This is a genomic window from Marinobacter mobilis (genome assembly GCF_900106945.1).
GTDB lineage: Bacteria > Pseudomonadota > Gammaproteobacteria > Pseudomonadales > Oleiphilaceae > Marinobacter > Marinobacter mobilis.
In genome coordinates this window covers 205,694-231,585 of record NZ_FNNE01000004.1, presented here as the reverse complement: position 1 = coordinate 231,585, position 25,892 = coordinate 205,694, and the positions used below count along the sequence as shown (strand labels likewise).

At 58.1% G+C, this 25,892-nt stretch carries 29 protein-coding genes and 1 pseudogene; 7 read left to right on the top strand and 23 right to left on the bottom strand.

All coding sequences use genetic code 11. The features are described 5' to 3' along the window. The first annotated feature begins 30 nt into the window (after nucleotides 1-30). Nucleotides 31-1,452, top strand: coding sequence for an aldehyde dehydrogenase family protein (locus tag BLV11_RS08080; RefSeq protein WP_091812458.1), 1,422 nt, complete (start codon nucleotides 31-33; stop codon nucleotides 1,450-1,452). A 32-nt stretch (nucleotides 1,453-1,484) separates the two neighbouring features. Further along, nucleotides 1,485-3,629: a PQQ-dependent dehydrogenase, methanol/ethanol family gene (locus BLV11_RS08075; RefSeq protein WP_091812457.1), complete on the top strand. Its 2,145-nt coding sequence runs from the start codon at nucleotides 1,485-1,487 to the stop codon at nucleotides 3,627-3,629. Between the two features lie 102 nt (nucleotides 3,630-3,731). Here BLV11_RS08075 and ahpF read toward each other — a convergent pair whose 3' ends face one another. From ahpF to BLV11_RS08035, 8 genes are all read right to left on the bottom strand, one after another. Continuing rightward, on the bottom strand, nucleotides 3,732-5,300 hold the full coding sequence (gene ahpF, locus BLV11_RS08070; protein ID WP_091812456.1) for an alkyl hydroperoxide reductase subunit F: 1,569 nt from the start codon (nucleotides 5,298-5,300) through the stop codon (nucleotides 3,732-3,734). A gap of 216 nt (nucleotides 5,301-5,516) precedes the next feature. Beyond that, complete coding sequence (gene ahpC, locus BLV11_RS08065; protein ID WP_091812455.1) at nucleotides 5,517-6,080, bottom strand: alkyl hydroperoxide reductase subunit C; 564 nt, start codon at nucleotides 6,078-6,080, stop codon at nucleotides 5,517-5,519. A gap of 195 nt (nucleotides 6,081-6,275) precedes the next feature. Next, on the bottom strand, nucleotides 6,276-6,458 hold the full coding sequence (locus BLV11_RS08060; protein ID WP_091812454.1) for a hypothetical protein: 183 nt from the start codon (nucleotides 6,456-6,458) through the stop codon (nucleotides 6,276-6,278). Between the two features lie 114 nt (nucleotides 6,459-6,572). Beyond that, nucleotides 6,573-7,424, bottom strand: a complete 852-nt coding sequence (locus BLV11_RS08055; protein ID WP_091812453.1) for a putative RNA methyltransferase — start codon at nucleotides 7,422-7,424, stop codon at nucleotides 6,573-6,575. A gap of 112 nt (nucleotides 7,425-7,536) precedes the next feature. After that, on the bottom strand, nucleotides 7,537-9,516 hold the full coding sequence (locus BLV11_RS08050) for an alpha/beta fold hydrolase (RefSeq protein WP_091812452.1): 1,980 nt from the start codon (nucleotides 9,514-9,516) through the stop codon (nucleotides 7,537-7,539). A gap of 97 nt (nucleotides 9,517-9,613) precedes the next feature. Continuing rightward, nucleotides 9,614-10,024, bottom strand: a complete 411-nt coding sequence (locus tag BLV11_RS08045; RefSeq protein ID WP_091812451.1) for a DCC1-like thiol-disulfide oxidoreductase family protein — start codon at nucleotides 10,022-10,024, stop codon at nucleotides 9,614-9,616. Beyond that, entirely contained in the window at nucleotides 10,021-10,836 is an 816-nt protein-coding gene (locus tag BLV11_RS08040; RefSeq protein WP_091812450.1) for a hypothetical protein, read from the bottom strand. Before BLV11_RS08040 ends, BLV11_RS08045 begins: the two co-directional genes overlap by 4 nt. Beyond that, nucleotides 10,833-11,777 (bottom strand): glutathione S-transferase family protein, encoded by a 945-nt coding sequence (locus BLV11_RS08035; RefSeq protein ID WP_091812449.1) that lies wholly within the window; start codon nucleotides 11,775-11,777, stop codon nucleotides 10,833-10,835. The genes BLV11_RS08040 and BLV11_RS08035 overlap by 4 nt, the downstream gene beginning before the upstream one ends. Before the next feature lie 154 nt (nucleotides 11,778-11,931). On the opposite strand from BLV11_RS08035, the gene BLV11_RS08030 reads away from it, so the two are divergent. Beyond that, nucleotides 11,932-13,977 (top strand): dehydrogenase, encoded by a 2,046-nt coding sequence (locus tag BLV11_RS08030; protein ID WP_091812448.1) that lies wholly within the window; start codon nucleotides 11,932-11,934, stop codon nucleotides 13,975-13,977. 74 nt (nucleotides 13,978-14,051) lie between these two features. On the opposite strand, the gene BLV11_RS08025 is transcribed toward BLV11_RS08030, so the two are convergent. Beyond that, complete coding sequence (locus tag BLV11_RS08025) at nucleotides 14,052-14,456, bottom strand: GFA family protein (protein WP_091812447.1); 405 nt, start codon at nucleotides 14,454-14,456, stop codon at nucleotides 14,052-14,054. Between the two features lie 247 nt (nucleotides 14,457-14,703). On the opposite strand from BLV11_RS08025, the gene BLV11_RS08020 reads away from it, so the two are divergent. Beyond that, nucleotides 14,704-16,728 (top strand): PA domain-containing protein, encoded by a 2,025-nt coding sequence (locus tag BLV11_RS08020; RefSeq protein WP_091812446.1) that lies wholly within the window; start codon nucleotides 14,704-14,706, stop codon nucleotides 16,726-16,728. Between the two features lie 55 nt (nucleotides 16,729-16,783). On the opposite strand, the gene BLV11_RS08015 is transcribed toward BLV11_RS08020, so the two are convergent. The 5 genes from BLV11_RS08015 to BLV11_RS07995 form a co-directional block, all read right to left on the bottom strand. Next, complete coding sequence (locus tag BLV11_RS08015) at nucleotides 16,784-17,164, bottom strand: phosphopantetheine adenylyltransferase (protein ID WP_091812445.1); 381 nt, start codon at nucleotides 17,162-17,164, stop codon at nucleotides 16,784-16,786. A gap of 40 nt (nucleotides 17,165-17,204) precedes the next feature. Beyond that, nucleotides 17,205-17,600, bottom strand: a complete 396-nt coding sequence (locus BLV11_RS08010; protein WP_091812444.1) for a VOC family protein — start codon at nucleotides 17,598-17,600, stop codon at nucleotides 17,205-17,207. A gap of 93 nt (nucleotides 17,601-17,693) precedes the next feature. Further along, on the bottom strand, nucleotides 17,694-18,233 hold the full coding sequence (locus BLV11_RS08005; RefSeq protein WP_175528309.1) for a redoxin domain-containing protein: 540 nt from the start codon (nucleotides 18,231-18,233) through the stop codon (nucleotides 17,694-17,696). Nucleotides 18,234-18,311: 78 nt separating this feature from the next. Next, complete coding sequence (locus tag BLV11_RS18300; RefSeq protein ID WP_175528308.1) at nucleotides 18,312-18,467, bottom strand: hypothetical protein; 156 nt, start codon at nucleotides 18,465-18,467, stop codon at nucleotides 18,312-18,314. A 38-nt stretch (nucleotides 18,468-18,505) separates the two neighbouring features. Further along, nucleotides 18,506-18,931: a helix-turn-helix domain-containing protein gene (locus BLV11_RS07995; protein WP_091812441.1), complete on the bottom strand. Its 426-nt coding sequence runs from the start codon at nucleotides 18,929-18,931 to the stop codon at nucleotides 18,506-18,508. A 78-nt stretch (nucleotides 18,932-19,009) separates the two neighbouring features. Between BLV11_RS07995 and BLV11_RS07990 the strand changes: the two genes are divergently transcribed. Both BLV11_RS07990 and BLV11_RS07985 read left to right on the top strand, forming a co-directional pair. Further along, on the top strand, nucleotides 19,010-19,501 hold the full coding sequence (locus BLV11_RS07990) for a DUF2938 domain-containing protein (RefSeq protein WP_091812440.1): 492 nt from the start codon (nucleotides 19,010-19,012) through the stop codon (nucleotides 19,499-19,501). A 36-nt stretch (nucleotides 19,502-19,537) separates the two neighbouring features. After that, nucleotides 19,538-19,762 carry a DUF2798 domain-containing protein gene (locus BLV11_RS07985; RefSeq protein WP_281242758.1) on the top strand — a complete coding sequence of 75 codons (225 nt, stop codon included), beginning with the start codon at nucleotides 19,538-19,540 and terminating at the stop codon, nucleotides 19,760-19,762. A 149-nt stretch (nucleotides 19,763-19,911) separates the two neighbouring features. On the opposite strand, the gene BLV11_RS07980 is transcribed toward BLV11_RS07985, so the two are convergent. From BLV11_RS07980 to BLV11_RS07930, 9 genes and pseudogenes are all read right to left on the bottom strand, one after another. Then, nucleotides 19,912-20,250: a DUF2834 domain-containing protein gene (locus tag BLV11_RS07980; protein WP_091812439.1), complete on the bottom strand. Its 339-nt coding sequence runs from the start codon at nucleotides 20,248-20,250 to the stop codon at nucleotides 19,912-19,914. 173 nt (nucleotides 20,251-20,423) lie between these two features. Next, nucleotides 20,424-20,630 carry a mercury resistance system transport protein MerF gene (gene merF / locus BLV11_RS07975; RefSeq protein ID WP_091812584.1) on the bottom strand — a complete coding sequence of 69 codons (207 nt, stop codon included), beginning with the start codon at nucleotides 20,628-20,630 and terminating at the stop codon, nucleotides 20,424-20,426. Nucleotides 20,631-20,731: 101 nt separating this feature from the next. Continuing rightward, nucleotides 20,732-21,430 (bottom strand): glutathione S-transferase family protein, encoded by a 699-nt coding sequence (locus BLV11_RS07970; protein ID WP_091812438.1) that lies wholly within the window; start codon nucleotides 21,428-21,430, stop codon nucleotides 20,732-20,734. 477 nt (nucleotides 21,431-21,907) lie between these two features. Beyond that, the gene (locus BLV11_RS07960; protein ID WP_091812436.1) at nucleotides 21,908-22,339 is read right to left on the bottom strand and encodes a VOC family protein; all 432 of its coding nucleotides are present in this window, start codon (nucleotides 22,337-22,339) and stop codon (nucleotides 21,908-21,910) included. A 593-nt stretch (nucleotides 22,340-22,932) separates the two neighbouring features. After that, complete coding sequence (locus BLV11_RS07950; protein WP_342707423.1) at nucleotides 22,933-23,277, bottom strand: excalibur calcium-binding domain-containing protein; 345 nt, start codon at nucleotides 23,275-23,277, stop codon at nucleotides 22,933-22,935. Beyond that, a pseudogene (locus tag BLV11_RS07945) lies at nucleotides 23,259-23,519 on the bottom strand (GFA family protein); the annotation flags it as partial. The gene BLV11_RS07950 and the pseudogene BLV11_RS07945, both read right to left, overlap by 19 nt. A gap of 190 nt (nucleotides 23,520-23,709) precedes the next feature. Further along, complete coding sequence (locus BLV11_RS07940) at nucleotides 23,710-23,919, bottom strand: DUF3565 domain-containing protein (RefSeq protein ID WP_091812433.1); 210 nt, start codon at nucleotides 23,917-23,919, stop codon at nucleotides 23,710-23,712. A 115-nt stretch (nucleotides 23,920-24,034) separates the two neighbouring features. Continuing rightward, a complete protein-coding gene (locus BLV11_RS07935; protein WP_091812432.1) occupies nucleotides 24,035-24,307 on the bottom strand; it encodes a hypothetical protein in 273 nt (90 codons plus the stop codon). A gap of 90 nt (nucleotides 24,308-24,397) precedes the next feature. Then, entirely contained in the window at nucleotides 24,398-25,267 is an 870-nt protein-coding gene (locus BLV11_RS07930; RefSeq protein WP_091812431.1) for a LysR family transcriptional regulator, read from the bottom strand. 93 nt (nucleotides 25,268-25,360) lie between these two features. Here BLV11_RS07930 and BLV11_RS07925 point away from each other — a divergent pair, with 93 nt between their 5' ends. After that, nucleotides 25,361-25,861, top strand: coding sequence for a lactoylglutathione lyase family protein (locus tag BLV11_RS07925; protein WP_091812430.1), 501 nt, complete (start codon nucleotides 25,361-25,363; stop codon nucleotides 25,859-25,861). The last annotated feature ends 31 nt before the right edge of the window (nucleotides 25,862-25,892 follow it).

Here is a 25,892-nt window from a genome sequence, read left to right as displayed (position 1 = left end):
GGCCGGCCAAGGCCTTCTGGAGAACACACGATGCAAAATTTCAGGTTGCTGATAAACGGCCGGCTGGAGCCTGCCCGGGAAACCATCGACGTGATCAATCCCGCCGATGAAAAGGTTCTGGCCCAGTGCCCCAAAGCGTCAATTGCGCAGCTGGAACAGGCCGTCCAGGCGGCAAAGCAGGCCTTCCCAAGCTGGAGCCAGACCCCCATGTCAGAGCGACGGATACAGCTGATGCTGATGGCCAACGCCCTCCAAATTCACAAGCAGGAACTGGCCCTGCTGTTAACCGCCGAGCAGGGCAAACCCCTGAGCCAGGCCCGGGCAGAGGTGGATTACGCCCAGGCATTTTGCCAAACCATTGCCGACATGCGGCTGGACAACCAGTGGCTGATCGACAATGAGCAGCAGCATGTACAGCTACAACGCCGGCCACTGGGGGTAGTCGCCGCCATCACACCCTGGAATTTCCCGCTACTCATTGCCTGCTACAAGATTGCCCCAGCCCTGCTCGCGGGAAATACCCTGGTATTGAAACCCGCCCCAACAACCCCTTTGGCCACCCTGAAACTGGGTGAAGCGATCCTGAATATCTTTCCACCGGGTGTGGTGAACATCATCACCGACAACAACGATCTCGGCCCGTTACTCACCCAACACCCGGATATCCAGAAGGTCTCCTTTACCGGGTCCACCCAGACCGGCAAGGCGGTTATGTCGAGTGCCGCCGCTACACTCAAACGGCTCACCCTGGAGCTGGGAGGCAACGATGCCGCCCTGGTGCTGGATGACGTCAATGTGGACGACGTAGCCCAGGATATTTTCAACGCAGCCTTCATCAACAGCGGTCAGGTTTGTGTCGCGATCAAGCGAGTCTATGTCCCTGACCGAATTTACGACCGGATGTGCGACGCGATTGCCACCCTCGCGGCTTCAGCCATAGTCGGAGACGGCATGGACTCGGCCAGCCAGTACGGGCCGGTGCAGAATCGCGCCCAGTTCGACAAGGTCTGCGGCTACCTGCACGAGGCCAAGCAGCACGGCACCATCATTGCCGGTGGCGATGTGCCCGACCAGCCAGGCTTCCTGATTCCGCTGACGGTGGTCAGGGATCTCAAAGATGGCAATCCCGTGGTGGACGAGGAAGCCTTTGGCCCAATCCTTCCGATCGTACGCTACACCGATCTTGATCAGGTAATTGCCGGCCTCAATCGCTCCCCCTATGGTCTTGGCGGCTCGGTCTGGTCATCCAACCTGGCCCGAGCCGAGTCGGTGGCCAATCGACTGGATACCGGCACCGTATGGATCAATCAGCATTGTGCCTTTGGGCCTCACATACCCATGCCCACTACCCGCGCCTCCGGCATCGGGGTTGAGTGGGGCCAGCAGGGGCTTGAGGAATACACCACCCTGAGGGTGATCAATACCAAACGAACAGAGGCCGCCGGCAACTGACGCCAGCTCCGGTCAATCACGAGGCAAAAACAATGACAAGAACAGCACTACTGTGGCCGGTCGCCGGCCTGCTTTCGCTCACTCTCGCAGCGGGCTGTACGCCGATCACCGAACAGGATACCGCCACCACGGAGAACCCTGATGCCGTCTCCCCCGGTGCCGTCACCGACGACCGTTGGCGGCGGGCGGACCAAGAACCACAAAGCTGGCTGGGGGTCGGCCGCACTTATGAGGAACAGCGTTTCAGCCCACTCACACAAATCAGCGCTGATAACGTGGCAAACCTGGGACTGGCCTGGGTCTACGACATGGGCTCAAAACAGGGAGGCTCGGCCACCCCGGTGGTCGTAGACGGGGTAATGTATATCACCGGCCCCTGGGGCAAGGTCTATGCCCTTGACGCGCTCACCGGCAAACAGCTTTGGACCTACAACCCCCGGGTAAACCCGGAGGCCGGAGCCCGCGGCTGTTGCGGCGTAACCAACCGTGGTCTGGCGGTGTATCAGGGCAAGGTGTACGTCGGCGTCTATGATGCCCGCCTGGTCGCCCTCGACGCCCGAACCGGCGCGGTGGCCTGGGAGGTGAACACCAACGAGGACAACAACGACCGGCGCACAATCACCGGCGCGCCGCGGGTGGCCAATGGGCGGGTGATCATTGGCCATGGTGGTGCCGAGTTTGGGGTACGTGGTTACGTCAGTGCCTATGACGCCGATACCGGCAAAAAGCTTTGGCGATTCTACACCGTACCCGGTAACCCGGAGCGGGGCTTCGAGAACCAGGCCATGGCAGATGCCGCCGAGACCTGGAGTGGCGACTGGTGGGCCCAGGGGGGCGGCGGTACGGTCTGGGATTCCATGATCTATGACCCCACCGCCGACGTACTCTATATCGGCACCGGGAACGGTTCGCCCTGGAACCGCCGCATCCGCAGCCCCGAAGGCGGTGACAACCTCTATCTCTCGTCCATCGTAGCGGTCAACGCCCGCTCCGGCGAGTATCTCTGGCACTACCAGACCACCCCCGGGGAGGCCTGGGATTACACCGCCACCCAACCTTTGATGCTGGCCACCCTGGAATTGGCGGGCAAGCCCCGCGACGTCATTATGCAGGCGCCCAAGAACGGCTTCTTCTATGTCCTCGACCGCCACACCGGGGAGTTGCTGTCGGCCAACAATTTCACCAAGGTCACCTGGGCCTCTCACATCGACATGACCACCGGACGACCGGTGGAAACAGAGAACGCCCGCTATGAGGACGGCCCGCAGCTGGCTTTCCCATCGCCGTTCGGCGCCCATAACTGGCACCCGATGAGCTACAACCCGCAGACCGGGTTGGTGTACATCCCCCACCAGCAAGTACCCTGGGTGTACAACGAGGAAGAGGATTACCAAGCCAAACCCGGAAACGTGTTCAACCTGGGACTGAAATGGCCGGACTTTCCGGAAGATCCCTCGGTACTGGCGCAGGTGCTGCCATTGATCAAGGGCAGCCTGATCGCGTGGGACCCGGTAACCCAGCAGAAAGCCTGGGAAGTGGAATACCCCACCATCTGGAATGGCGGTACCGTCACCACCGCGGGTAACCTGGTGTTCCAGGGCACCCCCTCGGGACAGCTATACGCCTACCGGGCAGACAGCGGGGAACGAGTCTGGAGCTATGACGTCGGTATCGGCATCGTAGCGGCACCGGCGGTCTATGCTATTGACGGCGAGGAATATGTGAGTGTGCTGACCGGGGTTGGCGGCGCTCTGTCCCGCATCGCCGGGCCCTTTGCCGCGGCTTACCAGGCCCGCCACAGCAATCGGGTCTACACCTTCCGGCTGGGCGGCACGGCCACCAACCCGCCGGTACCGGAACGCCGGCCACAACCACCGTTGAGCCCGCCGGCACTGGCCGCAACGCCAGCCGCTGTGGATGCCGGCCGTGCCCTCTACAACCGCTATTGCATGCGCTGTCACGGTGAGGGTGCCATTGCCGGGCTGATGGACGATATACCCGACCTGCGCCACAGCCCGCTGCTCCATGCCGGCTTTGAAACCACCGTACACCATGGCCGTCCTGGCACCTACATGCCCCCGTTCGACAGCCTGCTGACCGAGGCTGACATCGAACAGGTCCGCAGCTACATCGTTAAGCGAGCCCACGACGCCATTCGCGAACAGCAACCCGAGTAACCCAGAAACACTTGCCCCCTGACGCTAGCACGATATCTCCAAGACGTTAGCGTCATCCTGGTGGTCCGGCGATGACACCGGACCACCCTTTTTACTGCCCGGTTACGCCGGTACAGAGTTGCGGATCAGGTAGTCAAAGGCACTGAGGGCCGCCTTGGCGCCTTCGCCCATGGAAATCACAATCTGCTTGTAGGGCACCGTGGTGGCATCACCGGCAGCGAACACTCCGGGCACCGAGGTCTCACCACGATCATTGATGATGATCTCGCCGTGCTGGCTCAGTTCCAGGTCTCCCTTCAGCCATTCGGTGTTGGGCACCAGTCCGATCTGCACAAACACCCCTTCCAGATCGAGCTGATGGCTCTCACCACTGATGCGGTCGGTGTAGGTCAGGCCGCTGACCTTGCCGTCGGCCCCCAGCACTTCGGTGGTCTGGGCCGAGACCCGGATATCCACGTTCGGCAGGCTGCGCAGCTTCTTCTGCAGTACGTCATCGGCCCGCATCTGGTCACCGAACTCAATCAGGGTGACATGGCCGACAATACCGGCCAGGTCGATGGCCGCTTCAACGCCGGAGTTACCGCCACCGATCACCGCCACGCGCTTGCCCTTGAACAGCGGACCATCACAATGCGGGCAGTAAGCCACACCTTTGTTACGGTACTCGGCTTCACCGGGCACCCCCAGCTGGCGCCAGCGGGCACCGGTGGACAGGATCACGCTGCGGGCCTTGAGTGAGGCCCCGTTGGCCAGACGGATTTCGTGGTAGCCGCCGGCCTCGGCAGCCGGAATCAGCTTCTCGGCGCGCTGCAGGTTCATCACATCGACCTCATACTCGCCGACGTGCTGTTCCATCGCCGCCACCAGTTTGGGGCCTTCGGTGTACGGCACCGAAATCAGGTTCTCGATCCCCATGGTGTCGCTCACCTGACCGCCAAAACGCTCGGCGGCGATGCCGGTGGCGATGCCCTTGCGGGCGGCGTAGATCGCGGCCGCTGAACCTGCAGGGCCACCACCGATCACCAGCACCTCAAACGGGGCTTTCTGGTTGATTTTCTCCGCGTCGCGGGCTCCGGCGTTGGTGTCAATCTTGGCCACGATTTCTTCCAGGGTCATGCGGCCGGAACCCCAGGGCTCACCATTAAGGTAAACACTCGGCACCGCCATCACTTCCCGCCGCTCAACTTCGTCCTGGAACAGTGCACCGTCGATGGCGGTGTGTTTGATGTTCGGGTTGAGCACGCTCATCAGGTTCAACGCCTGAACCACGTCCGGACAGTTCTGACAGGACAGGGAAAAATAGGTCTCAAACTCGAAGTCGCCGTCCAGGCTCTGAATCTGATCAATCACCTCCTGAGCGGCCTTGGAGGGATGACCACCAACCTGCAGCAGCGCCAATACCAGTGAGGTGAACTCATGCCCCATAGGGATACCGGCAAAACGGACACCGATATCGCTGCCCACCCGGTTGATGGCAAAGGAGGGACGGCGCACATCGGATTCGCCCTCTTCACGCAGGCTGATCTGCTCAGACAGCCCTGCGATTTCGGTCAGCAAGTCGTGTAACTCACGGGCCTTCGCAGTGTCGTCCAGCGCTGCCACCAGTTCGATCGGCTGCTTGACGTTTTCGAGGTAGGCTTTCAGCTGCTGCTTGAGATTGGCGTCCAACATACTCTGTTCCCTTAAATAAAAGCGTGTCTTTAGATTCTTCCGTAACAAGGAATCTCTGTTAATTGCTGTCTACGATAAGTGGCAACCGGCAAAAGCTCAAATTGATTGATATTAAACTAACTATAGCTACTAGCTATTAACTGAAAGTGTATCGGGCACAGACAAAAAAGGCCCGCAGAGCGGGCCTTTCGATCAGGGTTTGCCATGAGGCAAAACTTAGATCTTGCCAACCAGATCCAGGGACGGAGCCAGAGTTGCCTCACCTTCCTTCCACTTGGCCGGGCAAACTTCACCTGGGTTGTTGCGAACGTACTGGGCCGCTTTTACCTTGCGCAGCAGGTCGTCAGCGTCACGGCCAATGCCTTCCGCAGTGATTTCAACCGCCTGGATGATGCCGTCCGGATCGATCAGGAAAGTGGCACGATCGGCCAGGCCCAGGCCTTCACGCATCACACCGAAGTTGTTGGTGATGGTGCCGGTCTGGTCGCCAACCATGAAGTAGTTGATCTTGCCGATGGTCTCGGAAGTGTCGTGCCACGCCTTGTGAGTGAAGTGGGTGTCGGTGGACACAGCGAACACTTCAACGCCCAGCTTCTGCAGCTCTTCGTACTTGTCAGCCACGTCGCCCAGCTCGGTCGGGCAAACGAAGGTGAAGTCGGCCGGGTAGAAGAAGAATACTGACCACTTGCCTTTAACATCGGCTTCAGAGATTTCAACAAACTCGCCCTGTTTGAAAGCAGTGGCGTTAAACGGTTTGATTTCGCTGTTTACAATTCCCATTTGAATAGCTCCAGAGAATGAATTTGAACGCCTAAGGTAGGCGATACGATAAAAATGCTCAAATTGATTGTTTTAAGACTAGCAATAGGATGGTTCTATTGGAGACCCCGGAAAAGGAAGCGCCCAACCAGATCATCACTGAAAACCAATAGCCGCAACCAATCGCCTGATACTACCCGATAGCTTGAAGGCCAGCTAGGGCGATTCGTCCGGCCAGGAATCCGGACCGTACTTGAGGCACTGCACATAAGCCTGGGGATCGGTCTGGAAGCGACACTGGTATCTCCGCTGTTCGTCAGCGAGGCTGGCGACCTCCGCAGAGACACACCCCGCAAGCACCAATGGCACCAAACACCCGCATAGCGTCTGCAGGATCATCACCGGCCTCCCCAGATTCCGTTACAGCCCTTCCGACTCTACCGACACGGCCCCCATTCCACCATAGCTTTTCTACCCTTTCCAGATGACGCTCAGGTTGCACCCGCAGTTACGTCAGTGGCTCCCGGTGATCCGGCCAAAACTCTGCACAACAACCTCAACCGTGACCGTCAGCGTCTTCAGCCCGGCGGCCCGTGTCCGTCCCTCCGCGCTCGCCCGGTACAGATGTGGCGTCATTGCCAGCAGGTCAGCGATTGCCTCCGGCTCCTGCAGGGCCAGCTCAAACCTCACCGTCTCACTGGTCAGACGCTCAAAGCCCGGAGGTACCGGCTTCTGGCCCTGATCCCGGGGCTTCAGGGACGGATAGACAATTTCCCTCAGTTGCCGCAAATGATCCGCACCCGCATCCACCTGAATCAGCTTACCGCCGGGTTTCAGCACCCGCGCGAACTCGTCATAGACCGGAAAACCAAACAGGCACAGCAGCCGGTCCAGAGAGTCGCTGGCCACCGGCAGGTTGGCGTTGCTGCCCACCACCCAGCAGACGCGGCGATCCTGTTTCGCCGCCGCCAGCACCGCCCATTTGGAGATATCCAGCCCCATCAATGCCAGGGTGCCGTCACCTTCTGTCTCCGCCAGCTGCCGCAGGTAGTAGCCCTCGCCACTGCCGGCATCGAGACAGGCCAGCGGCAGGTCCTGCGGATCATCCGCCAACACCTGACGGCTGACCGCCTCGGCAATGGGGCGGTAATAGCCGCCGTTCAGGAAGCGTTGCCGCGCCGCCACCATGTCCTTGCTGTCGCCCGGGTCTTTTGAGCGCTTGTTCTGAACCGGCAACAGGTGGGTGTAGCCCTGGCGGGCCGAGTCGTAACAGTGGCCGGCACTGCAGCGCCAGCTTCGGTCAGCAAGGGCAAGCGGAAGGCCATCGAGGGGACAGCACAGGTGTTGGAAGGGAATTATGTTCATCGGGCGCCGGTTTACAGGAAATGGGCCCTAAAAATACCGGAACCGGTGTCGCTTTGTAACTCTGCAACGCAAGGAAGCACGCCCCGTCCAGAGGACGGGGCGATTGACCCTGTTACAGGGCAGGCTCACTCAGGGTGCCCGAGAGCACCGGCAACTGAACGGTACCGGTCACATTGACCGAGGGGATCGCGGCATCCCGGGACCAGCTTTCCGGATACTGGGGGTGGAAGCCATACACCAGCAAGGCCACCTCGTCCCCGGCATTGAGCTGCTCGGCAATGCCCACCAGTTCAACATTGGCGTCCTGCTTCACGCCCCGCACCGGGGTGATCTGGTCGTCGACCAGCGACCACAGGCTCTCACCCTCGCCACGTTTGCCGATACCGACAAAGATAATCGGGTCACAGCCAGGGCTATACGGCAACGCGTCGACACAGGTATTCAGCGGGTTTATGGCATCCGTGACACTCAGACGGGCACTTGGAATACCCCCAATCACCGCACCCTCGGCACCCACCGTGCCCAGAGGCAAGACCGCAGGCGGCGCAGCAGGCGTTGCCGCGGCCAGAGCACCCGAGGTAATGGGCAGCCCGTTGGCAACTGACCGCTCGACCATGAACGGTCCGGTCAGCAGCTCACCCGTGGTGGCCGGAGCGGGGAATCCATCCATCGGCACCTGAACCGACTGGCCATCCGCCAGCGACAGGCAGACCTGATCTTCGCTGCCATCGAAATACCCCGGCAACGCGTCACCCAGCAGTTTATGACGCAACCAGTCGAGGGTAGCTCGGGCAATGGAGACCTCGCCGCAAGCAAAGGCGCCGGCGGCTTCCTGGAACGATGGAATCTGCAGAATCTGCGCCGTGGGGTCTACGTAATTGGCTGGTTGCAGCTCATCCGGGGCCGCCACTGGCAGGATGTGACCGCTCTGATGGGTCATCAGCCGCACATCACCGCCCAGAGCACTCAGGCACTGGTAGTTACGCCAGGCTTCGTTGAAGTTGAACAGGGTGTCTTTCATGCCCTGGGTCAGCAGCACATCCACGGGTTTGAATGCCTCCGGCGGCACGTCGTAGGCCGGTGGATTGATCTGGTAGGTGATCAGGCTGATGTCTTCGCGAGGCTCAATGGGCACGCCGGCGCAGCGGTAAAGCGGGCTGTGGTAGTAGATGAAATCCAGACCTTCCGCCGGGAACTGGTTGAGACTCAACCCCTGCAACAGGATCTCACGGATGATCGGATCGAGACCGTCGTTCTGGTTAGTCATCGAACCCGATTCCCCGCCAGCAACCAGCACCAGGTCCCAGCCGGACTTGATGACATCGCCCGGGTTCAGGCTGTAACGCAGATCATGCCAGGTGATGTCCGGCACCATCGCGTCCATACGCTGCTTCGGATCCAGGCCGTGCAACAAGATCTGATAACCGCCACCATAACTGCCCCCGATCGCGCCCACCACCAGGTTCGGGTTGAGCTCCGGCGGCAGGGCCGGGTCCTGCTGTTTTCTCAGGTAATCGAGATTGTCCTCGGCCCAGTCGAGAATCTGTACCAGATCCTCACCTTCAAATTCCGGGTCCATCACCCGCACGGTGCCGGTACTTTCGCCAAAGCCACGCTGATCAATGGAGATCACCGTGAAGCCTGCCTCCAGGTAATCATCGAAGCCGGACAGCGAACGGGATCCCCCGAAACCGTGACCATGGAGCACCAGCGGATGGCCCTGATTACAGTCAATGCCCCCGCTGGGCTCGAACACCTGGAAAGCGATGGTTTCGTCACTGGCAGACGTCAGGTAGACCGGGTAATTGCGCCCCCCTTCCAGAGCCTGGTCCTCGGAGCAGGAGGCCTGTGGCTGAGGGATGGTCGGCTCCGGTACGCTGTCGTCGCGACACTCGGCGCCCTGGCCGCCACCGGGGTTGCCGGAGGTATCGTCACAGGCTTGCGCCTGGTCACGAGAGGCGGAATCTCCGGCCACCGCTGACTGTTCCGAGGCAGAATCACTGCCACACGCAACCAGGGTGCCCGAAATCAGCAGTACGGCAGATAACTGACCGGCGCGGGCCAGCCAGGACATACGATCATGAGATGTCATGGGTAAGTATCCATCTTGTTGTTGTTTTCCCTTACCCACACGCACAAACCCTGATCAAAGTTCCATCAATCTGACGGGTTATTACGTTTTTCTGGCGTCAGAACCGCTCCCGCCCCGGCACCTCCAGATTGTTGATCCGGGTTTTACCCAGCCATTTCAGCAACAGGTTGCGGCACCACCGCAGCAGCGGATAGCTCACCGCCGACAGGCGCCGGGAGCGGAACAGCCAGAAGTTCAGCCGGTTGAAAAAACCGGAGCGGCTGCTGATCAGCGCCAGGGCATGAATGGCATCAGCGCCGTAATAGAGCTGACCATCCAGCTTCAGCACCATGCCCTGGTCGATGTCGAGGCCCTGGCCGGTGATCTCCGCCATCACCTCACTGTGCTCACGGGCATCCACCAGCTTCAGTTCACCGAGATCACGGCGGATACGCACCATACGGCAGTAGTTGTCACAGGCCGGGCATTCGCGATCATAGACCAGCAGGATTTCCCGGGTAACGGTCATGAGTCGGGCTCCGCATAAGTGTCCAGCCGGGCCAGCCAGCCCGGCAGCCAACGCTCGCGCTCAATCGGCCTGGCGGCATTGTGGGCCCGCCGTGTCAGGACCTCGGCGGCGGCGTCACGGAAGCGGTCCAGGGCCGGTATCTGTGGTTCTGTCGACATTGCCAGCAACACCTGCAACAACCCCCAGCCCTCGCCCTGATAGGCTTCATCCGGGGACAGTCCTTCGCCCTTGAAATTAACGTAGTCCATCAGTGCGTAGACCCCACCAGGGGTGGCCGACAAGGCGGCCAGGGCGTCGCGGACATCAGCGCGACGGGCGTCCGGTGCCGCTGCGACGACGTCCGCCAGCGAGCCCTCGGCGCGCTGGTAGATAAACGCCACCTGCTCACCCCGGGTACGATTGAGAAACTGCCGCAGCGAAGTCACCTCGTCGCTGCCCTGCTCGGTCATAAACGTCGCCCGGTCCGGCCACGGGGCGTCCAGGGACTCAAGGCTCGCCAGCCACTCCGGCAGTGCCACCGAACGGCTCTCCATGAACGCGACCAGCGCCGGAAAACTTTCCACAAAGCGCCCCTCGACACCGCTGGGGTACCAGATGAAATGGCCGATACCGAGGGACGGAAAGGCCTCCCCCTCGTTCCAGTGCACCAGGCATTCCACGCGGCCACTGCACTCATTGCGGAAAATCTGCTGCCCCACCCAATCCTGCTGGTCAGCCGTGAGCGTCAGCCCGGCTTCCGGGGCCTGGCCATCGCAGCCATTCAACAGCAACAGCCCCAAGACCAGCAACGTACTCCGCCACAACGCCTTCATGATGACGGATGCTCATCTGGCCAGAGCTCCGCCAGGGTGTAGCCCGCGGTGGGCAGGTGCACATGCAGGCGGCCAAGCATCGCTTCTTGCCGCTCCAGCACCCAGCACTCCGGGCCATGGCCGACCAGTACTCCGCCGGTGGGCGCCTGACCATAATCGCTGGGCGCAATACTGACCTCCCGGCCGACCAGGCGGCCGTGGCGCCAGTCGTGGGGAATCGGCCGCGGCTCCGCGTCCGTTGCCATCGCCAGCGCCTGCCCGGAGGTCAGCGGCTGCTCGCGACCATGACCGAACTCACGGATGCGGGCCATCCAGGCCTGCAGGTGTTTGAACCCCTCAAGCTGACGGGACTCTGCCAGGTCCCGCATGAACCAAAGTGAGTGATAGGTGGAGAAATCCGCGTGGCAAGGGCGATCCCCGAACAGGAAATCCTGATGCTGCAGGCGCTCGTCGGTGGCCCGCAGGTGCTCCCGTACCCTGGCCCGGGCATGACCAATACCGCGCACTTTCACCCGGGCCTTGCGCCCCATGTTGATCCGGTCCCACAGCAACCGGGCCACATCCGTCAGCGACATCGACGCCAGCACCTTGCGGCCCAGTTTCCAGGACCCGCTGGCCAGCAGGCAGCAGACGAACAGCTCCCGGTCAACATCGTCAACATAGGCCTGGACCTCCTCATCGCACTGGGCCAGATCCAGCTCCGGTTTGCCCGACAGCGCCGCAATTTCTGCGGCAATGGTGCGGGTATCGCAAAACACATCGGCGCCGATCTGGGCCACAGGAATCTTGCGGTAACCCCCGGCCAGCTGTTCCAGCTCGGGCCTGGGCGGCATTTCCCGGGTCAGCACGGAGTACCAGTCGAGGCCCGCATAGCCGAGCATGGCGCGGATTTTTTCGGAGAATGGCGACATTGGATAGTGATACAGAATCAGATCGGGCATTTCAGCTTCCTGCAGGATTGGCGGATAGAGCTCGGGCCGGGTCAGCGGCCCCAGGGCCCGCTCAAGCAGGTCAGAAATTGACCTGAAATAAGGCGGGCGGGCAAGTCTTATCTTACTCTGATAACAAGAGTAACTGCGATCATGGGGACGACAGATGAAAACGGTCTTCAGTATCAGCCTCGGGGCCAGCGACGACGATTACCGATTTGAGACAGACTTTCTTGATCAGAGCCTGCGGATCATCCGCATTGGCGTCAATGGTGACCTCAACCAGGCCGAGTCCCTGCTGCAGTCGGTGCGTGCCCAGGCAAACGCCATTGGCCTGAGTCTTAGCCATGATCACTACCGGGTGGGACCAGAGCAGCGCGAACACCCCGATACCATCCGCCTCAAGGCCTCGGTTCCGGACATCCCGGTCACCACCGGCACCACCCTGAGGGGGATCCTGCAGGAGTGGGCCGTGCGCCATATCCAGGCTACCCTCGGCCACTTCTTCGACAATGCCCGGGTGCTGTTCCTCAACGGCCAGGCCGGCTACCGCATTGCCCGGGCCCTCAGCGAGCACACAGACAACCTCTACTTTGCCGACCCCTATACCGATTTTGGTATCCCCCGCCTGCTGACCTCGCTGAAACAGCTCGACAGCTACACCAGCCTGACCGCCCCCATTACCGTTCAGCCGCTGGCCAGCCGGGTTATCGATTCGGTGCTGCACAGCCCGCTGTATCGGCTGGGCGAAGGTCTGGTCAAGGGGTCGCTCCATCATTCGGTGGCGGACTCCCACGTCATTGTTGGTTCGATCGAAGATCTGGAACCGTTTAGCCAGCACGAACTGGATGGCAAGACCGTCATCACCACCCGGGTGACCGAGGCCGCGCTGGCCTCGTTGGCCGAACGCCGGGTTGCCATGGTGGTGGATTACAGCCCCTGGTTTGAAGGCCGCCCCCTGGGTGTGAACGTGCTGGAGGCAATGATCAGCGCCAGCCTCTCCCGCAACCCGGAGCAGCTGAGCCCGGACGATTACCTGACAGTGATCGAGCGTCTTGGTATCGAACCACGGGTGCTCTATCCCAACGGATACCGGCGGGTGAACCGCTTTGCCTTTGTGATCCATCCGCTGTCGCAACAGTACCTGACCAAGACGCCACCGCTGGACTGGATTGCTCAGGTGTCACCACCGGCGGTGATGAACCTGGTGGAGAAGGCGGTGGCCTATACCCCGCCCTTTGTCTATTCGAAGGTCTCCGGCATCCGCTCCCCCACCGGCGACGAGGTCGAAGGCTGGCTGATTACCGTTGGCGGCACCCCGCGGGAAATCATGGCCCATGGCCCCGAGTTCACCTACAGCCGGCTGCTGGCCGCGGCAAAGCTGGCAAAAAAGCTCGGCGCCCAGATCATGGGGCTGGGCGCCTTCACCAAGGTGGTGGGGGATGCGGGCATCACGGTGGCCAAACGGTCGCCGCTGCCCATCACCACCGGTAACAGTTACAGTGCGTCCGGTGCCTTGTGGGCCGCTCACGATGCGGTACAGAAGATAGGCCGGGTACAGATCGGCAGCCGTGGCAAGATGACTGGCAAGGCCATGGTCGTGGGCGCCACCGGGGCCATTGGCTCGGTCTGCGCACGGCTGTTGGCCAAGGCCGTCGAGGAAATCTATCTGGCGGCACCGGAACCCGCCAAGCTGCTGGCGCTGAAGGAAAGCATCGAGCTCGAAACCCCGGGGGCCATCGTCCATATTGCCGGCTCCGCCGACCGCGATGTCGCCGCCATGGACATGATCGTCACCGCCACCTCCGGTGCCGGCAAACGCATCCTCGACATCACCAAAGTGAAGCCCGGCTGTGTCATCACCGACGTCGCCCGCCCCCTCGACATCCCAGCCGACGATGTCGCCAAACGCCCGGATGTACTGGTGATCGAATCCGGCGAAATCCAGCTACCCGGAGAAGCCCGCATGAAGGACATTGGCCTGCCCACCGGCATCGCCTACGCCTGCCTGGCAGAAACCATTGTGCTGGCGCTGGAGGGCCGCTTCGAGAACTTCACCCTGGGCCGCAACATCGAGTGGGAGAAGGTACGGGAGATCTACAAGCTGGGCCTGAAACACGGCATGAAGCTGGCCGCCATCTCCGGGGTCAACGGCGTGTTCAGCACGGAGGACTTTGAGCGGGTCAGGACGCTGTCCTCCGCCAGCGGGTAGGTTCAGGCTGCCACCGCCAGCGGCGGCACCCGGCTCAGAGCCCGGCCGTTCATCAAGTCGCGCCAGACGCGCTCTCAGGAGCGCGGCAACCCGTCAAAGGCCGGCACCTGCTCCAGGTCTTCGTCCCAGCCGGCCTTGCTGGCAACGAACAAATGTGCCGTCGGGCGCAGACGGATGTCGTCATCGAGACAGCCAGCCGGCACCACAAGAACCTTGAGTTCAGGCTGCTCCGTGGGTACCGCCGAGCCACACACCGAACAGAAACTTTTCACATGGCGGGTGGCAGGCAACTGGTAACGGCGCACCGTGTCAGCCCCCGCCAACCAACGCAGGCTTGCCGTGCCCGAGAACAGGTTGGCAGCGTGTGCCGAGCCGGTGTCCTTGCGGCAATGGGTGCAATGGCAGAGATAGAAACTCTCGAAATCGCCGTCGATTTCAAAACGAACCTGGCCACACAGGCAGGAACCTCGGGTTGTCATGGGACGGGCCTCCGGTAGTCGACTGTTCCAAACGATGGATTTATACCAAACAAGTATGACCGGAATTCAGAAGCAACCAAATGAACTAAGGCACATTGGCAAACCCTGCTATGTTTTTCACGGGTATGGCTGTTCGCTGTCATACCGGATGCAGCGAATACCAACGACAACAGGACGGTCATTGCACTGATAAAACCAGAAGCCGTGTCAAATCAGGGATGACACTTCCAAGAACAAGGATTGCATCATGGCCTTATTTCACGCTTGGCGTTCACTGGCAGTGATCGCCTTATCCACCACACTGACGACCCACACCCTGGCTGATCAGGAATTTGAATCAGACGGCGCGAAAGCCGACAACAAACACCTGCTGCACGATACCCCTCTTCCGGACGGACATGTGCCAGCCAATGTGAACTACGGCTTCAATGTCGTCGGCCGCGATACCCTCGGCGGCATTTCCAGCGGCCTGTACACCGATGTGTGGGCGCATGATGGCTACGCCTATATCGGCACCTTCCAGGAACCGGACTGTACCCGCTCCGGCGTCTACATTTCAGACATCCATGACCCGGCCAACCCGGTCACCATCGGCATGATCAAGTCGCCCCCGCAAACCCGGATCAATGACGTCAAGGTCACCCGGATCGGCGACCGGGATGTGCTGATCCATTCGCTTGAACCCTGCGGACCGCTGGTCGGTAATGGCCTGGCACGGGGTGGCGGCAATGGTGGCCACCAACAGGGGCAGCTCGGGATCTCCCTGTGGGATGTCAGCGACCCCGCCAAGCCCCAGGCGTTAAAGCAGAATTTTCTCGATTTCCCGGTTCACAACACCTTTGCCTGGACCACGGCCGGCGGCCAGACCTATCTGCTGATCGTTGACGACGTCGCCCTCAACGACCTGAAAATCGCCGATATCACCAAGCCACAATCCCCCAAACTGATCACCACCACCGGCATTGAGTCCTGGCTTGCAACCAACCCGGAAATCGCCAGCGACGGCCAGCTGTTCATGGGCAGTTTTGCCGCGCCGTTGCTGCACGATATCTGGGTCAACGACATGGACCCGGGACCCGGCGAAAACTGGCAGGCCGTGCTGTCGTACTGGGATGCCGGGTTTATCACCCTCGACATCAACGACCCGTACAACCCGATCCTGCTGGGCGATTCCACCTACCCGGAACCCGATCCGGTCCATGGCCTGTCAACGCCTGAAGGCAATGCCCATGCGGCGGTCTTTGCCGGCCCCGGCTTCGACAAGATCTATGGCGGCGACGAGGACTTCGACTCACTCTTCTCCGCCGTCACTGCCGGGGGTGAACGCTATCCCGCCAGCCAGGGCAGTGACGTCCCACAGATCGGTCCGGGTGCCGATATACCGGAAGTGGTGGGCCAGACCGCCTTTGTCGGCCAGGCCTGCGGCGACAACCTAGCCCCCGCCGCCGATGTCGGCGCCGGTATTGCCCTGATTGAGCGTGGCGGCTGCCCGTTCACCCTGAAAGCCCAAACCGTCGAAGCCGCCGGCTACAGCGCAGGCATTGTGTTTAACTCTGCGGTTCCGGGTAACTGCGAAGCCTCGGTTTCGATGCTGGTGGAAGCCGGTATTCCCATGTTGTTCGTGCCGCGCTCCTCAGGCTTTGCGATTCTGGGTATTGATGGCTACGACCCGGCCCTGTGCCCCGATGGTGAGGGCTCAAACCCTGCCCTGCCCGCGCCAGCCTCACTGGGGCTGGTGGCTACGCTGGGGGCCGTGTTCGATGGCTGGGGCTATCTCCACGCCCTCAACAACACCGCAAGTCAGGTCACGGTACAACGGGGCATGGGCCCAGATGCCCAGAGCGTCACCGTGGATTACCTGGGGGAGATGGGTTACTACGCCCCGGCCGAAACCACCGATCCGGCCCTGGCCACCGGTGCCGGGGATCTGACCATGCACAATCTGGAAATCGACCCGACCAATCCTAACCGGACCTTCATCAGCTGGTATTCCCTGGGCATGCGTGCGGTGGAGTGGCGCGAAGGGCACCTGCACGACAACAGCAAGGGGGAAGGCGTGGTGTCCTGGAACATGCATGAAGTCGGACGCTTTATTGCCGGCGAGGATTACGGCGACGCAGAAGGCTCGAATTTCTGGGGCGTCCATGTCACGGACGTGAACGGTGAACAGTACATTCTGGGCACCGACCGCAACACCGGGCTGTGGATATTCCAATGGACCTGTGAAGACGCCAATGATGTGCTCTACTGCAACGGTCCCGCAGGGCCCTAACCACGAATGACCCCGGGCGGCCCGATGTCGCCCGGGGAGTTCACCTACAGACAGGCTAACTCTGGTTGCGGCCGATAAGATGGATGGCCGCTGCGGCACTCAGGGCCACTATCGCAACAACATCGACAACCACCACCTTGCGGATAGCACCGTTGTAGCCGCCAACCGACCAGGCAAGGGCGATGAAGGAGACCACGCTGACGAAGCCGGCAATGATCGCCAGTGCTTGCAGCGACGGCGTGAACGCGGCATACACCAGGAAAAGCCCCAGAAGTCCAAACAGCACCGCCCGGTGCCGCATCAGGATTTCAAGATTCGGTTCACTGACTGAAACGCCATACAGGGCAGCCAGGCGTTCGACACCCAGCAATCCCGAAATCGGCAGCAGGTGGATGATGCCCACCAGAATGAGCAGGCCGGTTAGCACTTTCTCCATAATGACGAGCCCTCTGTGATAAGACGGTAAAGACCTGGCCCTAACTGGCCGCTGGCTGATGGAATTCGATGACATTTCTATCGGGGTCTCGTATGAAGAAGAACTTTGCCCCTTCAAACTCAACCTCACCGGTAATTTCAATGCCCAAGGCTTTTACTGACCTTAAGGCAGATTCAGCGCTCGTCACCTCTAAGGCAACATGGGTGTATCCGGTATGTTTTACGTCGACATCCATGAGTATATTTGACGAGCAGCCTGGGTCCGCATTCAGAATGAAATTGATATTAACGCCTGACGGATGTTCCATGATGGCCACTGGCTCAGGCCCGACGGGTCCCTTAATAAAGACAAACCCAAGTTTCTCGTAAAATGCTCTGGATGTATCCAGATTTTTGACCCTCAGCCCCAGATGATTGATTCGGGTTATCTCGTTCATTGTGTATCTACGCTCCCTGTGTCTACAGCTAACGCCGGCTCACTGACCAGCTTATTGATCGTAAGAGTGAATGCCTTTCAGGCGGCGCCTTTCCTACAAACTTTTCCGGGCTGGCAACAGACCAAGAACATCGTCAACCGACCATTGATCATCGGCATGAGTTCCATAGTTAACGGCCAGAATGTTGCCTGTCTCGTCCAGCAAGAAATCAGCGGGCAAACCAAGCTCCGCCTCTAAGCTTTGCGGGGGTTTTACGCCAAACTTTCGTATCCCTTTGATCGCTTTTTTGACGACATCACAACTGAACAGTGCTTTCCAGGAACTTTCTACGCCGAAATTTTTATAAAGCGTCCTGGACGGGTCAGCAATCAGATCGAAAGGAACATCGATCACGCTTTCAAGCATGCTCCGTTTGCTCGCATGGAACACAATGACTTCATGGACATTGTTTGCTTTCAGCTCATCTTCACGCCTAAAAAACGATTGCAGGTGAAGGTTACATACCGGGCAGCCTGCAAAGCGGCGAAACTGCAGATGTGTGTACTTCCCATCCTGCGGAATACTGACAGGTTGGTCATTTATGTTGATCAGGCCAGCCAGGGAAACGTTTTCGCCAATCGCCTTCCGCATCATTCTCATCCTTCCACAGGTTCTCAAAAACCCTATCATATCAGTCTGTTTTGCGTATTCTGCGTCAGCACTAACAAGCTGCTAGCCAGATACGGCCCACCCCAGAATCTCTCCAGTAGCCCCGCCGACCACAAGGCCGACCGCGACGCCTTCCTCACCGAAGCCGAAAAGAAAGCCGAGTATGCCACCCGCCAGGCCGCCAACTCCGCCACCAACCAGAAAAGCCTTTTTATGCACAGCCGCCTCCTCTGGCTGGAAACAGGCAATCTGACCGATCACCTCCGTCTTGGTCGTTTACCGGAGCCTTCGCCCTTGATCGCTCCAGCGGCGGCTAAGCCGAGCAGACGACGAAACGTTGGGCACTCCATGTGGTTGGGTGCAGAACAAACCGCTGCATGGCGAAGGCCCTCACGCATTGCCATCAGCGTTTGAATGGTCTTATCCAGTTCATCCGCCTTCTTTTCCAGCAACGCTCTATCAATATTGGGTTTTCCGTCAGACCCCAGCATATGGGCTATTTCATCCAGAGAGAACCCGGCAACACGCCCCAGAGCAATCAAGGCGAGCCTTTCTAAAATATCGCCCCCAAAAACCCGGCGTAACCCCTGCCTGCCCACTGAGCGGATCAGACCTTTTTCCTCATAAAATCGCAACGTGGAGGCGGGAACTCCAGAGCGCTTGGCCACCTCACCGATATCCATACTTTCCCTTGACTTAAAGTTGACTTGAAGTTGTACCGTAGCGTCAGTTCGACATCGAAACAAGCTACGGAGAGAGTCATGAACGATCTTTTGTTTATCGTGTTCACGGGTATTGGAGCAACGCTGGCCATGGACTTATGGTGCATCTTGAGAAAACCACTGCTTGGTCTTCCCCGCCCAAATTATGGAATGGTCGGGCGTTGGATCGCTTACATGACGCGAGGAAAGTTTCGTCATGACTCCATTGCAGCTTCTGCCCCGGTGCGGGGAGAGCACATGATCGGTTGGGTGACCCACTACCTGACAGGTATGACCTTTGCCGCCTTACTCGTCGGTATCTGGGGCACCGCCTGGATTCAGAGCCCAACCGTTGGTCCTGCGCTGGCTGTTGGCATCGGTACCGTTGCAGCACCCTTCCTGTTGATGCAGCCCGGCATGGGTGCTGGTATTGCCGCCTCCCGAACACCCAAACCAGGCTCAGCTCGACTGCAGAGCCTCATCACGCATGCGGTGTTTGGGCTCGGTTTATATGCATCCGCCCTGGTCGCCACACGTGCACTCTCAATCTAAACGTTGCTCTCAGAGCACTACACTCAGGAGAATAAAATGCGTATTCCCGCCCGTTTTGCCCCAATACTGTTCAGCGCCCTGCTTTCGGCCATCATGGTCTGCATCGTATCCGCCTTCGTTCTTGCCATCTCACAGGGGATTCATCCAGGATTCGCGAGACAGTGGGTCACAAGCTGTCTAACAACGTGGCCGGTGGCGTTTCCTACCGTTGCCATTGTGGCCCCGCTGGTCAGGAAAGCCGTTGCGAGAATGACGGCCTAAGCGCGGAGGGGCGCAAAACACAGCACGAGGATGGCAACTGAGACTGACCCAAAAGCGACTTTTAATGCGTTCTGCCCGGCACAGCGGTCATCCAGTTGCCTTTTTAGCTCGTCTCTCACAGCCGTGCCTTCATTCAGATCCCCCGATCGTTAGCCATCACGCCTGACCACCCTGATTTGTTTTGCGCGCAGCAGCAAATACAGAGCCAACCCGACTGCAACGCCCGGGACAATGCCAAGCAGCAGACACACCCACCCCTTGCGGACTGAGTACGCCTTCGCTTCGTAAACCACCCAGACCGCAAGAATGGCCCAGCAAACAAGGACGTCCATCGAATAGCCGCTGGAATATGGGTTTACAAACCCTGCGGTGAATGCGCCCCATACATCGGGGTTCTCAATCAGCGGAGGTAAGACAATCGCAGCAAAGAAGCCCGTAAAGAAAAGAGCAGCGACAACCAATATCGACTTAAAGACGGATTCTGACATTTAGCGATTCTCTCTGTGGCTAGGTATAACGACTGGTACATGCGCCGGTTTGGAGTGGTCAATCGGCGAAGCAATCATGGTCACTTCCCCAGGCGTCTGGTTGAGTAAGTGGCAACACCTGCCGACAGTTCGACGAGCCAAAAGTCGGCAGGGGCTGAACGTTGATCGCTTTGTTATTCTTTGTTTTCTCTCGCACTTTTTACGATGCCGATGAGCAGCAGCAAGACAAAAACCCCGAGCATCGGGAATAGGACAACATCCAGATAGCCGACCATAGCCGACAGGCCAAGAGCAGCAAACAGCCATACAAGCACGGGCGTAAAGCAACATAGTGCGGTTACAACGCTGCCGATCAGACCGGTTTTAGTGAGCTTATTCATCGGTTGCGCCAAGGCTTCAGCTGGAAAAAACAACGGCCACGTTCAGGTGCATTTGCAACCTGCTGTTAACCGCCGATTTTTCCAGACCGGTCAGTGTCACTTCAACCCGAAAATTTCTTCATTCGGTCTTTGTTTGGGACTTCAGGCGAGAAGTCACGGGCATCTTCAAACGCCTTCAGAAAGGCCGGACGTTTCGAAAGCCGGGACAGGTACCCGCGAAAAATGTCATCCTGGCACAGTTTGTAGCCCCGCGCCCAAGTTACATTATGGCCAATGACGATATCCGCGCCGGAAAATTCCTCCCCACAGATGAAGGCGTTCCGATCCAGCCTTTCCTTGAGCTGCGGCTCTACTTCTTCAACGAATTTTTGTCGGTATCGTTCGATGGTGCGCGAGTCAGCCTGTGCTGAAGGCAAAACGTGTTCGTGTATCCGAATCTGCCACAGCATCATATCCATCCAAGTACCTCCGAAATGCAGCATTTGGAGATAATCGGCTCGCTCAAGCGACAGCCCGGTGGGTGGCGAAAGACGCTGTTCGGGAAAGGCGTCGATAAGCCATTCCACCATCGCAACGCTTTCCAGCATTCGATGGACAGAACCATCTTCCATACTGATTTCAAGCAACGGCACGTTGTGATTCGGGTTTTTCAGCAAATAATCATCGCGATATTGCTCCCCGCTATACAGCTGCACAGTCTGAACCTCAAAATCATCGCCAACCGTTTCGTGCAAGGCCCATCGAACCCGTGCACTGCGAGTGGCTGGAAAATGATACAGCTTTAGTTTCTTGATCTTCATAAGGTCCAAACCTCGCAAGTCGATTATTTTTGACGGCTAACGCAGGGCATAGCGGCGGCTTGAATGAATGGTTAAAGCGCAGTCTCAGCACCTGAAGAAAAAATTCACAAACCCTAGAGCGAATCCGCCGAGCCACACGAGTACCATCCCAGCAAATCCGATGGTGATAACGATAGATCGAGAGACCCAAGGTTTGCCGCGCGAACGTCGGATGATGTAAGCGAAAAGCAGAATGCCAACGATGATACCTGTTGCGACAACAAGCCAACCCAGCACCTCGGTGAGAGGCTCCTTCTGGCCGAAATCCAGCGGGCACTGACTCGTCGCGTGTGCAGATGCGGAGTACATCAGCAGTGCTGCAAGGAGCGCACCCCCTTTTGAGCGAAGCCAAGAAATTCCCATGCGCCTTAATCCCTCTCACAGCGACTTGAGTTTACGAGCGTCCGGCAGCCGGAGGCTGCGTCGTGTTGCGCGTGGTTATGTGTTGATGCTGCCAACACCCGGGTTCGACAGATTGAGCTGCCAGGAAACGCCATACCGATCATTCAACCATCCAAATTTTTGGCTAAAACCGTAGTCATCCAAAGGCATCAGCTCTGAGCCACCGTCGGCGAGGGCCCGAAATGCCCTCTCTATTTCGCTCATTGATTCACACTCAACGTACAATGACATCGAAGGTGTAAAGGTAAATCGGTGGTCAAGATGGCTGTCCAGCGCCATAAACTCGGTGCCGTTTATCGTAAACCTGGCCATCTTGATAGAGCCTTCCGGTTCATGCTCGCCCGCTTCGTAGCGCTGAAGATCAATAATCTCTGAACCAGGGAATAGAGAGGTATAAAGCTTGATCGCCTCCTCGGCTTTTCCAGCCTGTTCCCCGACAAACATGAGCGAGGTCTTAATGGACTTCATCAGTTCCTCCTTTCTGTCTTGCACACATAACGCTGAGGTAACCGACGCCGGAGCGCCAGCGGAGGGACCCCAAAGCGCCACGCTTTTGGGATTCGGCTGACCGTCTGGTTATGTGGCACTTCGGTGCCTTGGATTGTGATGAGATATCACTGCGCCACACCATTTATTAATGGTTTTGCGATCCTCGAGACCAGGGTCATACTCAAGATCATGTGAAGGTGATGTGAGCATCTCGTCTCTGATATCGTTGTACTCTTCTTCTGTAATCTCGAAAGGCTTCCAGTAACAACCACCACTCATTCCCTGATCCGTGCCGCCTGAAAGCAGCTCCTCGTTCAAAATATGGAAAGGGGGGAATTGTTTAATGAGTGAGACAGACGTTGCCAGACGTGGCGAATAATGTACGAGAAATTCGTCAAAATTTACGATCTCCCACTTTCCGGCTGGGCTACCCACGCCGGACAAGATTTTGATCTTAATTTGCCTCATGATTTCATCTACACATAACGCAGAGCACGGCGGCGCGAGTTAACGAGCGTCCGGCGGTCATTTTATGGCCGTACGAGTGCCGTGACTTGGTATACCTGTCGCTATTAGAACCGGGAGTCGTTTTCACAAGGGATCCCGTCGCGATCACCATCCATTTTTGTGTTTGGACAGTTTCTGGTGAAAAACTCAGCTTCGGCTCTGGACGTCATTTGACTGCAATGCTGGCGCCCGTCACAGCTGAAATGAGGTTGGGAATGATCAATAGGCGCTTCGTTGGGAACCTCAGCCTCCCCAGACCAGCGGATCGTAGGGCTAGCCGCAGAATTTAGGTTATTTGTGTAGTAGTGCCACGCACCGAAACCTACCACAGCCAGAAGAAGAATCTTTTTCACACTCACGTCCCTGAATTGATTGCGCGATAACGCCAAAATTAAATGTCTTCTCGCCATTCTCGATGCTTACAGACGGTATCGTACTCAAGCCATGGCACGTCGTGCGACGCCCAAATATGAGCCTCTGGTCGTAAACCCGGATCATCGTCCAACGTGGCTGCCCGAACAATGACGTGCGGCTGCACAGGTCTCTCCGCGACCAAATGAGAACCGCAGCGTTTGCAAAAATGGCGCAATTTTCCAGGGGATGATTCGAACGTAGCGATAGAACTCATGCCACTGAGCCAACGGGAATTCTCGCTATTTCGTAACTTATCTCGCCACACAAACAGCTTCCCTTCAGTCCCACAGGGGATCTCCTTCTGTACACTTAACAACAAGGTTCATTTGCCGAGCTGAACGGCGGCTGAAAGCCGTCCAGAAAAGGCCGCCAGGCCGCGAACGCACGTAAGCGACTTGTCAGGTGGGCATGACACGTTGCGGGATGATCTAACCTCTCTCATCAGGTGGAGCGCCTTCCTTGCACTTCATGCAGTTTAGTCGATATCCGAGCATCTCATGTCGTGTTTCCAGCGTCTCTACCCAAGGCCGATTCTGCCAGGGAGGGTCGTGCCTTACGTGTTGAAAATGGCCGCAAGCTAATTCTGCAACCCAATCGTCGAATTCATCTTTGTGGAACCCCGAGATCGGTTGTTTCATAACCACCTAACGCCGAAAATAAGCAACAGCCTTGACAGAGCAACGCGGCGACAAGGCTGCCCGGTGCAGGGCCATCCTGTCCGAATCGAACTTGATTGACTGGCTATACACAAGGCTACCAGCCCCACCAACGCTCGATCTTGAGAATGCCACGCCAGATGCCCCCAAGAATCGATGGAAATAACTGTGGGAGCAGCAACGCCAATACTGCAAAGACGATGATAGTGGTGGCCAGATAGGTGCTGCCGAGAAACCCGCCCCAATATGCCAGTTCTTTGTTGACCCCAAGCCAGATGAAAACTGCGGTGGGAATGGAGAAAAACAGCGAAGCAAAGAGGCCGATCAACCTTGATTCAATTGGCCCGCCCTGGCCGCGATTCCTTGCCATAGTCTGTGACTACTCCTTGTGTAGAAAGCCAAAAGCAGCGGCGCACTTTAGTGCGTCCGAGTGACGCGTTTTAGTAAATTTCAGTCCAGCTTAGAGCCATCGCCTGGCTTCGGCAATGACCGTTTCGATTCTCCTCTGAAACGCCTTCTTCCGCAGGGCGCAAAGATATAGCGTCTCGCTGACCGGGCGAGCAAGTCGGTGTGCTTTTATCTGCTCAGGCCTTTGGAAGGCTTCAACCGCATGTGCCGGTAAGACGGTAAACCCCAACCCCATGCTTACGGGCTCCAAAATCAAGCCGATCTGATTGGAGAATCCCTTCCTGGGAAACAGGTTACTGTGCTGGAATTCAGGGTAATTGGCACCGAGAAGCAGGTTGGCATGATGACTTCCGTCGGGGTGGTCGATAAAGCCCAGCGTCATCAACGTGTCCCACTCCGGCTCTTCGACTGAAGCAGGCGTTACCAATAGCAGCGACTCTTGCGCGACCGGCGTGCAACTTACGTCGGCCAGGGTGGATTTCGACGTCATGAACCCGATATCAACGGCAGACTCAGCGATTGCATTTTCCACGTCAGTATTTGGCGCAAACCGAAAATCGATAATGAGCTTCGGGTGCTCGCTCTGCAACGCCAGCAAATGCGAATAAAGTTTAAGCCCAACACTTCCCGGAGACATCAGCCGCACAGCCCCCTCATAGGGTGAGTCCTCCCCGACGCTCTGCTCCAGATTCGACAACGCCAGCAGAATGTCCTGCGCGCTGGCATAAAGCTTTTCGCCGGTATCCGAGAGCGAAAATTTTTTGCCCTGCCGCACAAGCAGCTCGGCGCCGAGCTGCTCCTCTAGCTTTCGCACGTGCTGACTAACCCCCGACTGCGTCATATGGAGCCGCTCAGCCGTACGCGTGAAATGGCCAACTTCAACCAGTGTGCAAAAGCTGCGTAACCAGGTCGTATTTATCATTACAAACCGTGTTTTATTGAATTCCAAACCATAATTTTACGTAATCATAAGCGCTATGTAACCTTTTCTCACTTTATTGGAGGAGGACAAGCAATGAGCAACGTTTACCCAAGAAATTTTTCACACATTGGCCTATCCGTAACGGACCTTGAGCGCGCCGTTAAATTCTATACAGACGTCTTGGGTTGGTATCTGATTATGAAACCAACCAAGATCGAAGAGGACGACAGCGCCATCGGGGAGATGTGCACAGATGTATTCGGCGCAGGCTGGGGAAGCTTCCGTATCGCTCACCTATCAACCGGAGATCGAATTGGCGTGGAGCTTTTTCAGTTCACAAACCAGACTAGCCCCGAGGACAATTTCGAGTATTGGAAAACCGGCGTTTTTCACTTCTGCGTGCAAGACCCGAACGTCGAGGAGCTGGCAGAACGCATTGTGGCTGCTGGTGGTAAAAAGCGTATGGAGAAGCCGCGCTACTACTATCCGGGCGAGAAGCCTTACCGCATGATTTATATGGAAGATCCGTTTGGGAACATCTTAGAAATCTATAGCCACAGCTACGAGTTGATATACAGCCAGGGTGCCTACTGAAGAATGACCGTCAAAAATTCGGGGCGCTTTC

What these genes read in the sequence shown, in the direction of transcription:
- BLV11_RS08050 (WP_091812452.1), bottom strand. Translation starts at nt 9,516, where the DNA reads ATGACATCTCATGATCGTATGTCCTGGCTGGCCCGCGCCGGTCAGTTA.
- BLV11_RS08080 (WP_091812458.1), top strand. Translation starts at nt 31, where the DNA reads ATGCAAAATTTCAGGTTGCTGATAAACGGCCGGCTGGAGCCTGCCCGG.
- BLV11_RS07960 (WP_091812436.1), bottom strand. Translation starts at nt 22,339, where the DNA reads ATGAAGTCCATTAAGACCTCGCTCATGTTTGTCGGGGAACAGGCTGGA.
- BLV11_RS07995 (WP_091812441.1), bottom strand. Translation starts at nt 18,931, where the DNA reads ATGGATATCGGTGAGGTGGCCAAGCGCTCTGGAGTTCCCGCCTCCACG.
- BLV11_RS07925 (WP_091812430.1), top strand. Translation starts at nt 25,361, where the DNA reads ATGAGCAACGTTTACCCAAGAAATTTTTCACACATTGGCCTATCCGTA.
- BLV11_RS07930 (WP_091812431.1), bottom strand. Translation starts at nt 25,267, where the DNA reads ATGATAAATACGACCTGGTTACGCAGCTTTTGCACACTGGTTGAAGTT.
- BLV11_RS08005 (WP_175528309.1), bottom strand. Translation starts at nt 18,233, where the DNA reads ATGATGCGGAAGGCGATTGGCGAAAACGTTTCCCTGGCTGGCCTGATC.
- BLV11_RS08040 (WP_091812450.1), bottom strand. Translation starts at nt 10,836, where the DNA reads ATGAAGGCGTTGTGGCGGAGTACGTTGCTGGTCTTGGGGCTGTTGCTG.
- BLV11_RS08020 (WP_091812446.1), top strand. Translation starts at nt 14,704, where the DNA reads ATGGCCTTATTTCACGCTTGGCGTTCACTGGCAGTGATCGCCTTATCC.
- BLV11_RS07970 (WP_091812438.1), bottom strand. Translation starts at nt 21,430, where the DNA reads ATGAAGATCAAGAAACTAAAGCTGTATCATTTTCCAGCCACTCGCAGT.
- BLV11_RS07940 (WP_091812433.1), bottom strand. Translation starts at nt 23,919, where the DNA reads ATGAAACAACCGATCTCGGGGTTCCACAAAGATGAATTCGACGATTGG.
- BLV11_RS07990 (WP_091812440.1), top strand. Translation starts at nt 19,010, where the DNA reads ATGAACGATCTTTTGTTTATCGTGTTCACGGGTATTGGAGCAACGCTG.
- BLV11_RS08055 (WP_091812453.1), bottom strand. Translation starts at nt 7,424, where the DNA reads ATGAACATAATTCCCTTCCAACACCTGTGCTGTCCCCTCGATGGCCTT.
- BLV11_RS08075 (WP_091812457.1), top strand. Translation starts at nt 1,485, where the DNA reads ATGACAAGAACAGCACTACTGTGGCCGGTCGCCGGCCTGCTTTCGCTC.
- BLV11_RS08010 (WP_091812444.1), bottom strand. Translation starts at nt 17,600, where the DNA reads ATGAACGAGATAACCCGAATCAATCATCTGGGGCTGAGGGTCAAAAAT.
- BLV11_RS08025 (WP_091812447.1), bottom strand. Translation starts at nt 14,456, where the DNA reads ATGACAACCCGAGGTTCCTGCCTGTGTGGCCAGGTTCGTTTTGAAATC.
- BLV11_RS07935 (WP_091812432.1), bottom strand. Translation starts at nt 24,307, where the DNA reads ATGGCAAGGAATCGCGGCCAGGGCGGGCCAATTGAATCAAGGTTGATC.
- merF (WP_091812584.1), bottom strand. Translation starts at nt 20,630, where the DNA reads ATGAATAAGCTCACTAAAACCGGTCTGATCGGCAGCGTTGTAACCGCA.
- BLV11_RS08060 (WP_091812454.1), bottom strand. Translation starts at nt 6,458, where the DNA reads ATGATCCTGCAGACGCTATGCGGGTGTTTGGTGCCATTGGTGCTTGCG.
- BLV11_RS08030 (WP_091812448.1), top strand. Translation starts at nt 11,932, where the DNA reads ATGAAAACGGTCTTCAGTATCAGCCTCGGGGCCAGCGACGACGATTAC.
- BLV11_RS07985 (WP_281242758.1), top strand. Translation starts at nt 19,538, where the DNA reads ATGCGTATTCCCGCCCGTTTTGCCCCAATACTGTTCAGCGCCCTGCTT.
- BLV11_RS07980 (WP_091812439.1), bottom strand. Translation starts at nt 20,250, where the DNA reads ATGTCAGAATCCGTCTTTAAGTCGATATTGGTTGTCGCTGCTCTTTTC.
- BLV11_RS08035 (WP_091812449.1), bottom strand. Translation starts at nt 11,777, where the DNA reads ATGCCCGATCTGATTCTGTATCACTATCCAATGTCGCCATTCTCCGAA.
- ahpC (WP_091812455.1), bottom strand. Translation starts at nt 6,080, where the DNA reads ATGGGAATTGTAAACAGCGAAATCAAACCGTTTAACGCCACTGCTTTC.
- BLV11_RS08015 (WP_091812445.1), bottom strand. Translation starts at nt 17,164, where the DNA reads ATGGAGAAAGTGCTAACCGGCCTGCTCATTCTGGTGGGCATCATCCAC.
- BLV11_RS08045 (WP_091812451.1), bottom strand. Translation starts at nt 10,024, where the DNA reads ATGACCGTTACCCGGGAAATCCTGCTGGTCTATGATCGCGAATGCCCG.
- BLV11_RS07950 (WP_342707423.1), bottom strand. Translation starts at nt 23,277, where the DNA reads ATGGCGAGAAGACATTTAATTTTGGCGTTATCGCGCAATCAATTCAGG.
- ahpF (WP_091812456.1), bottom strand. Translation starts at nt 5,300, where the DNA reads ATGTTGGACGCCAATCTCAAGCAGCAGCTGAAAGCCTACCTCGAAAAC.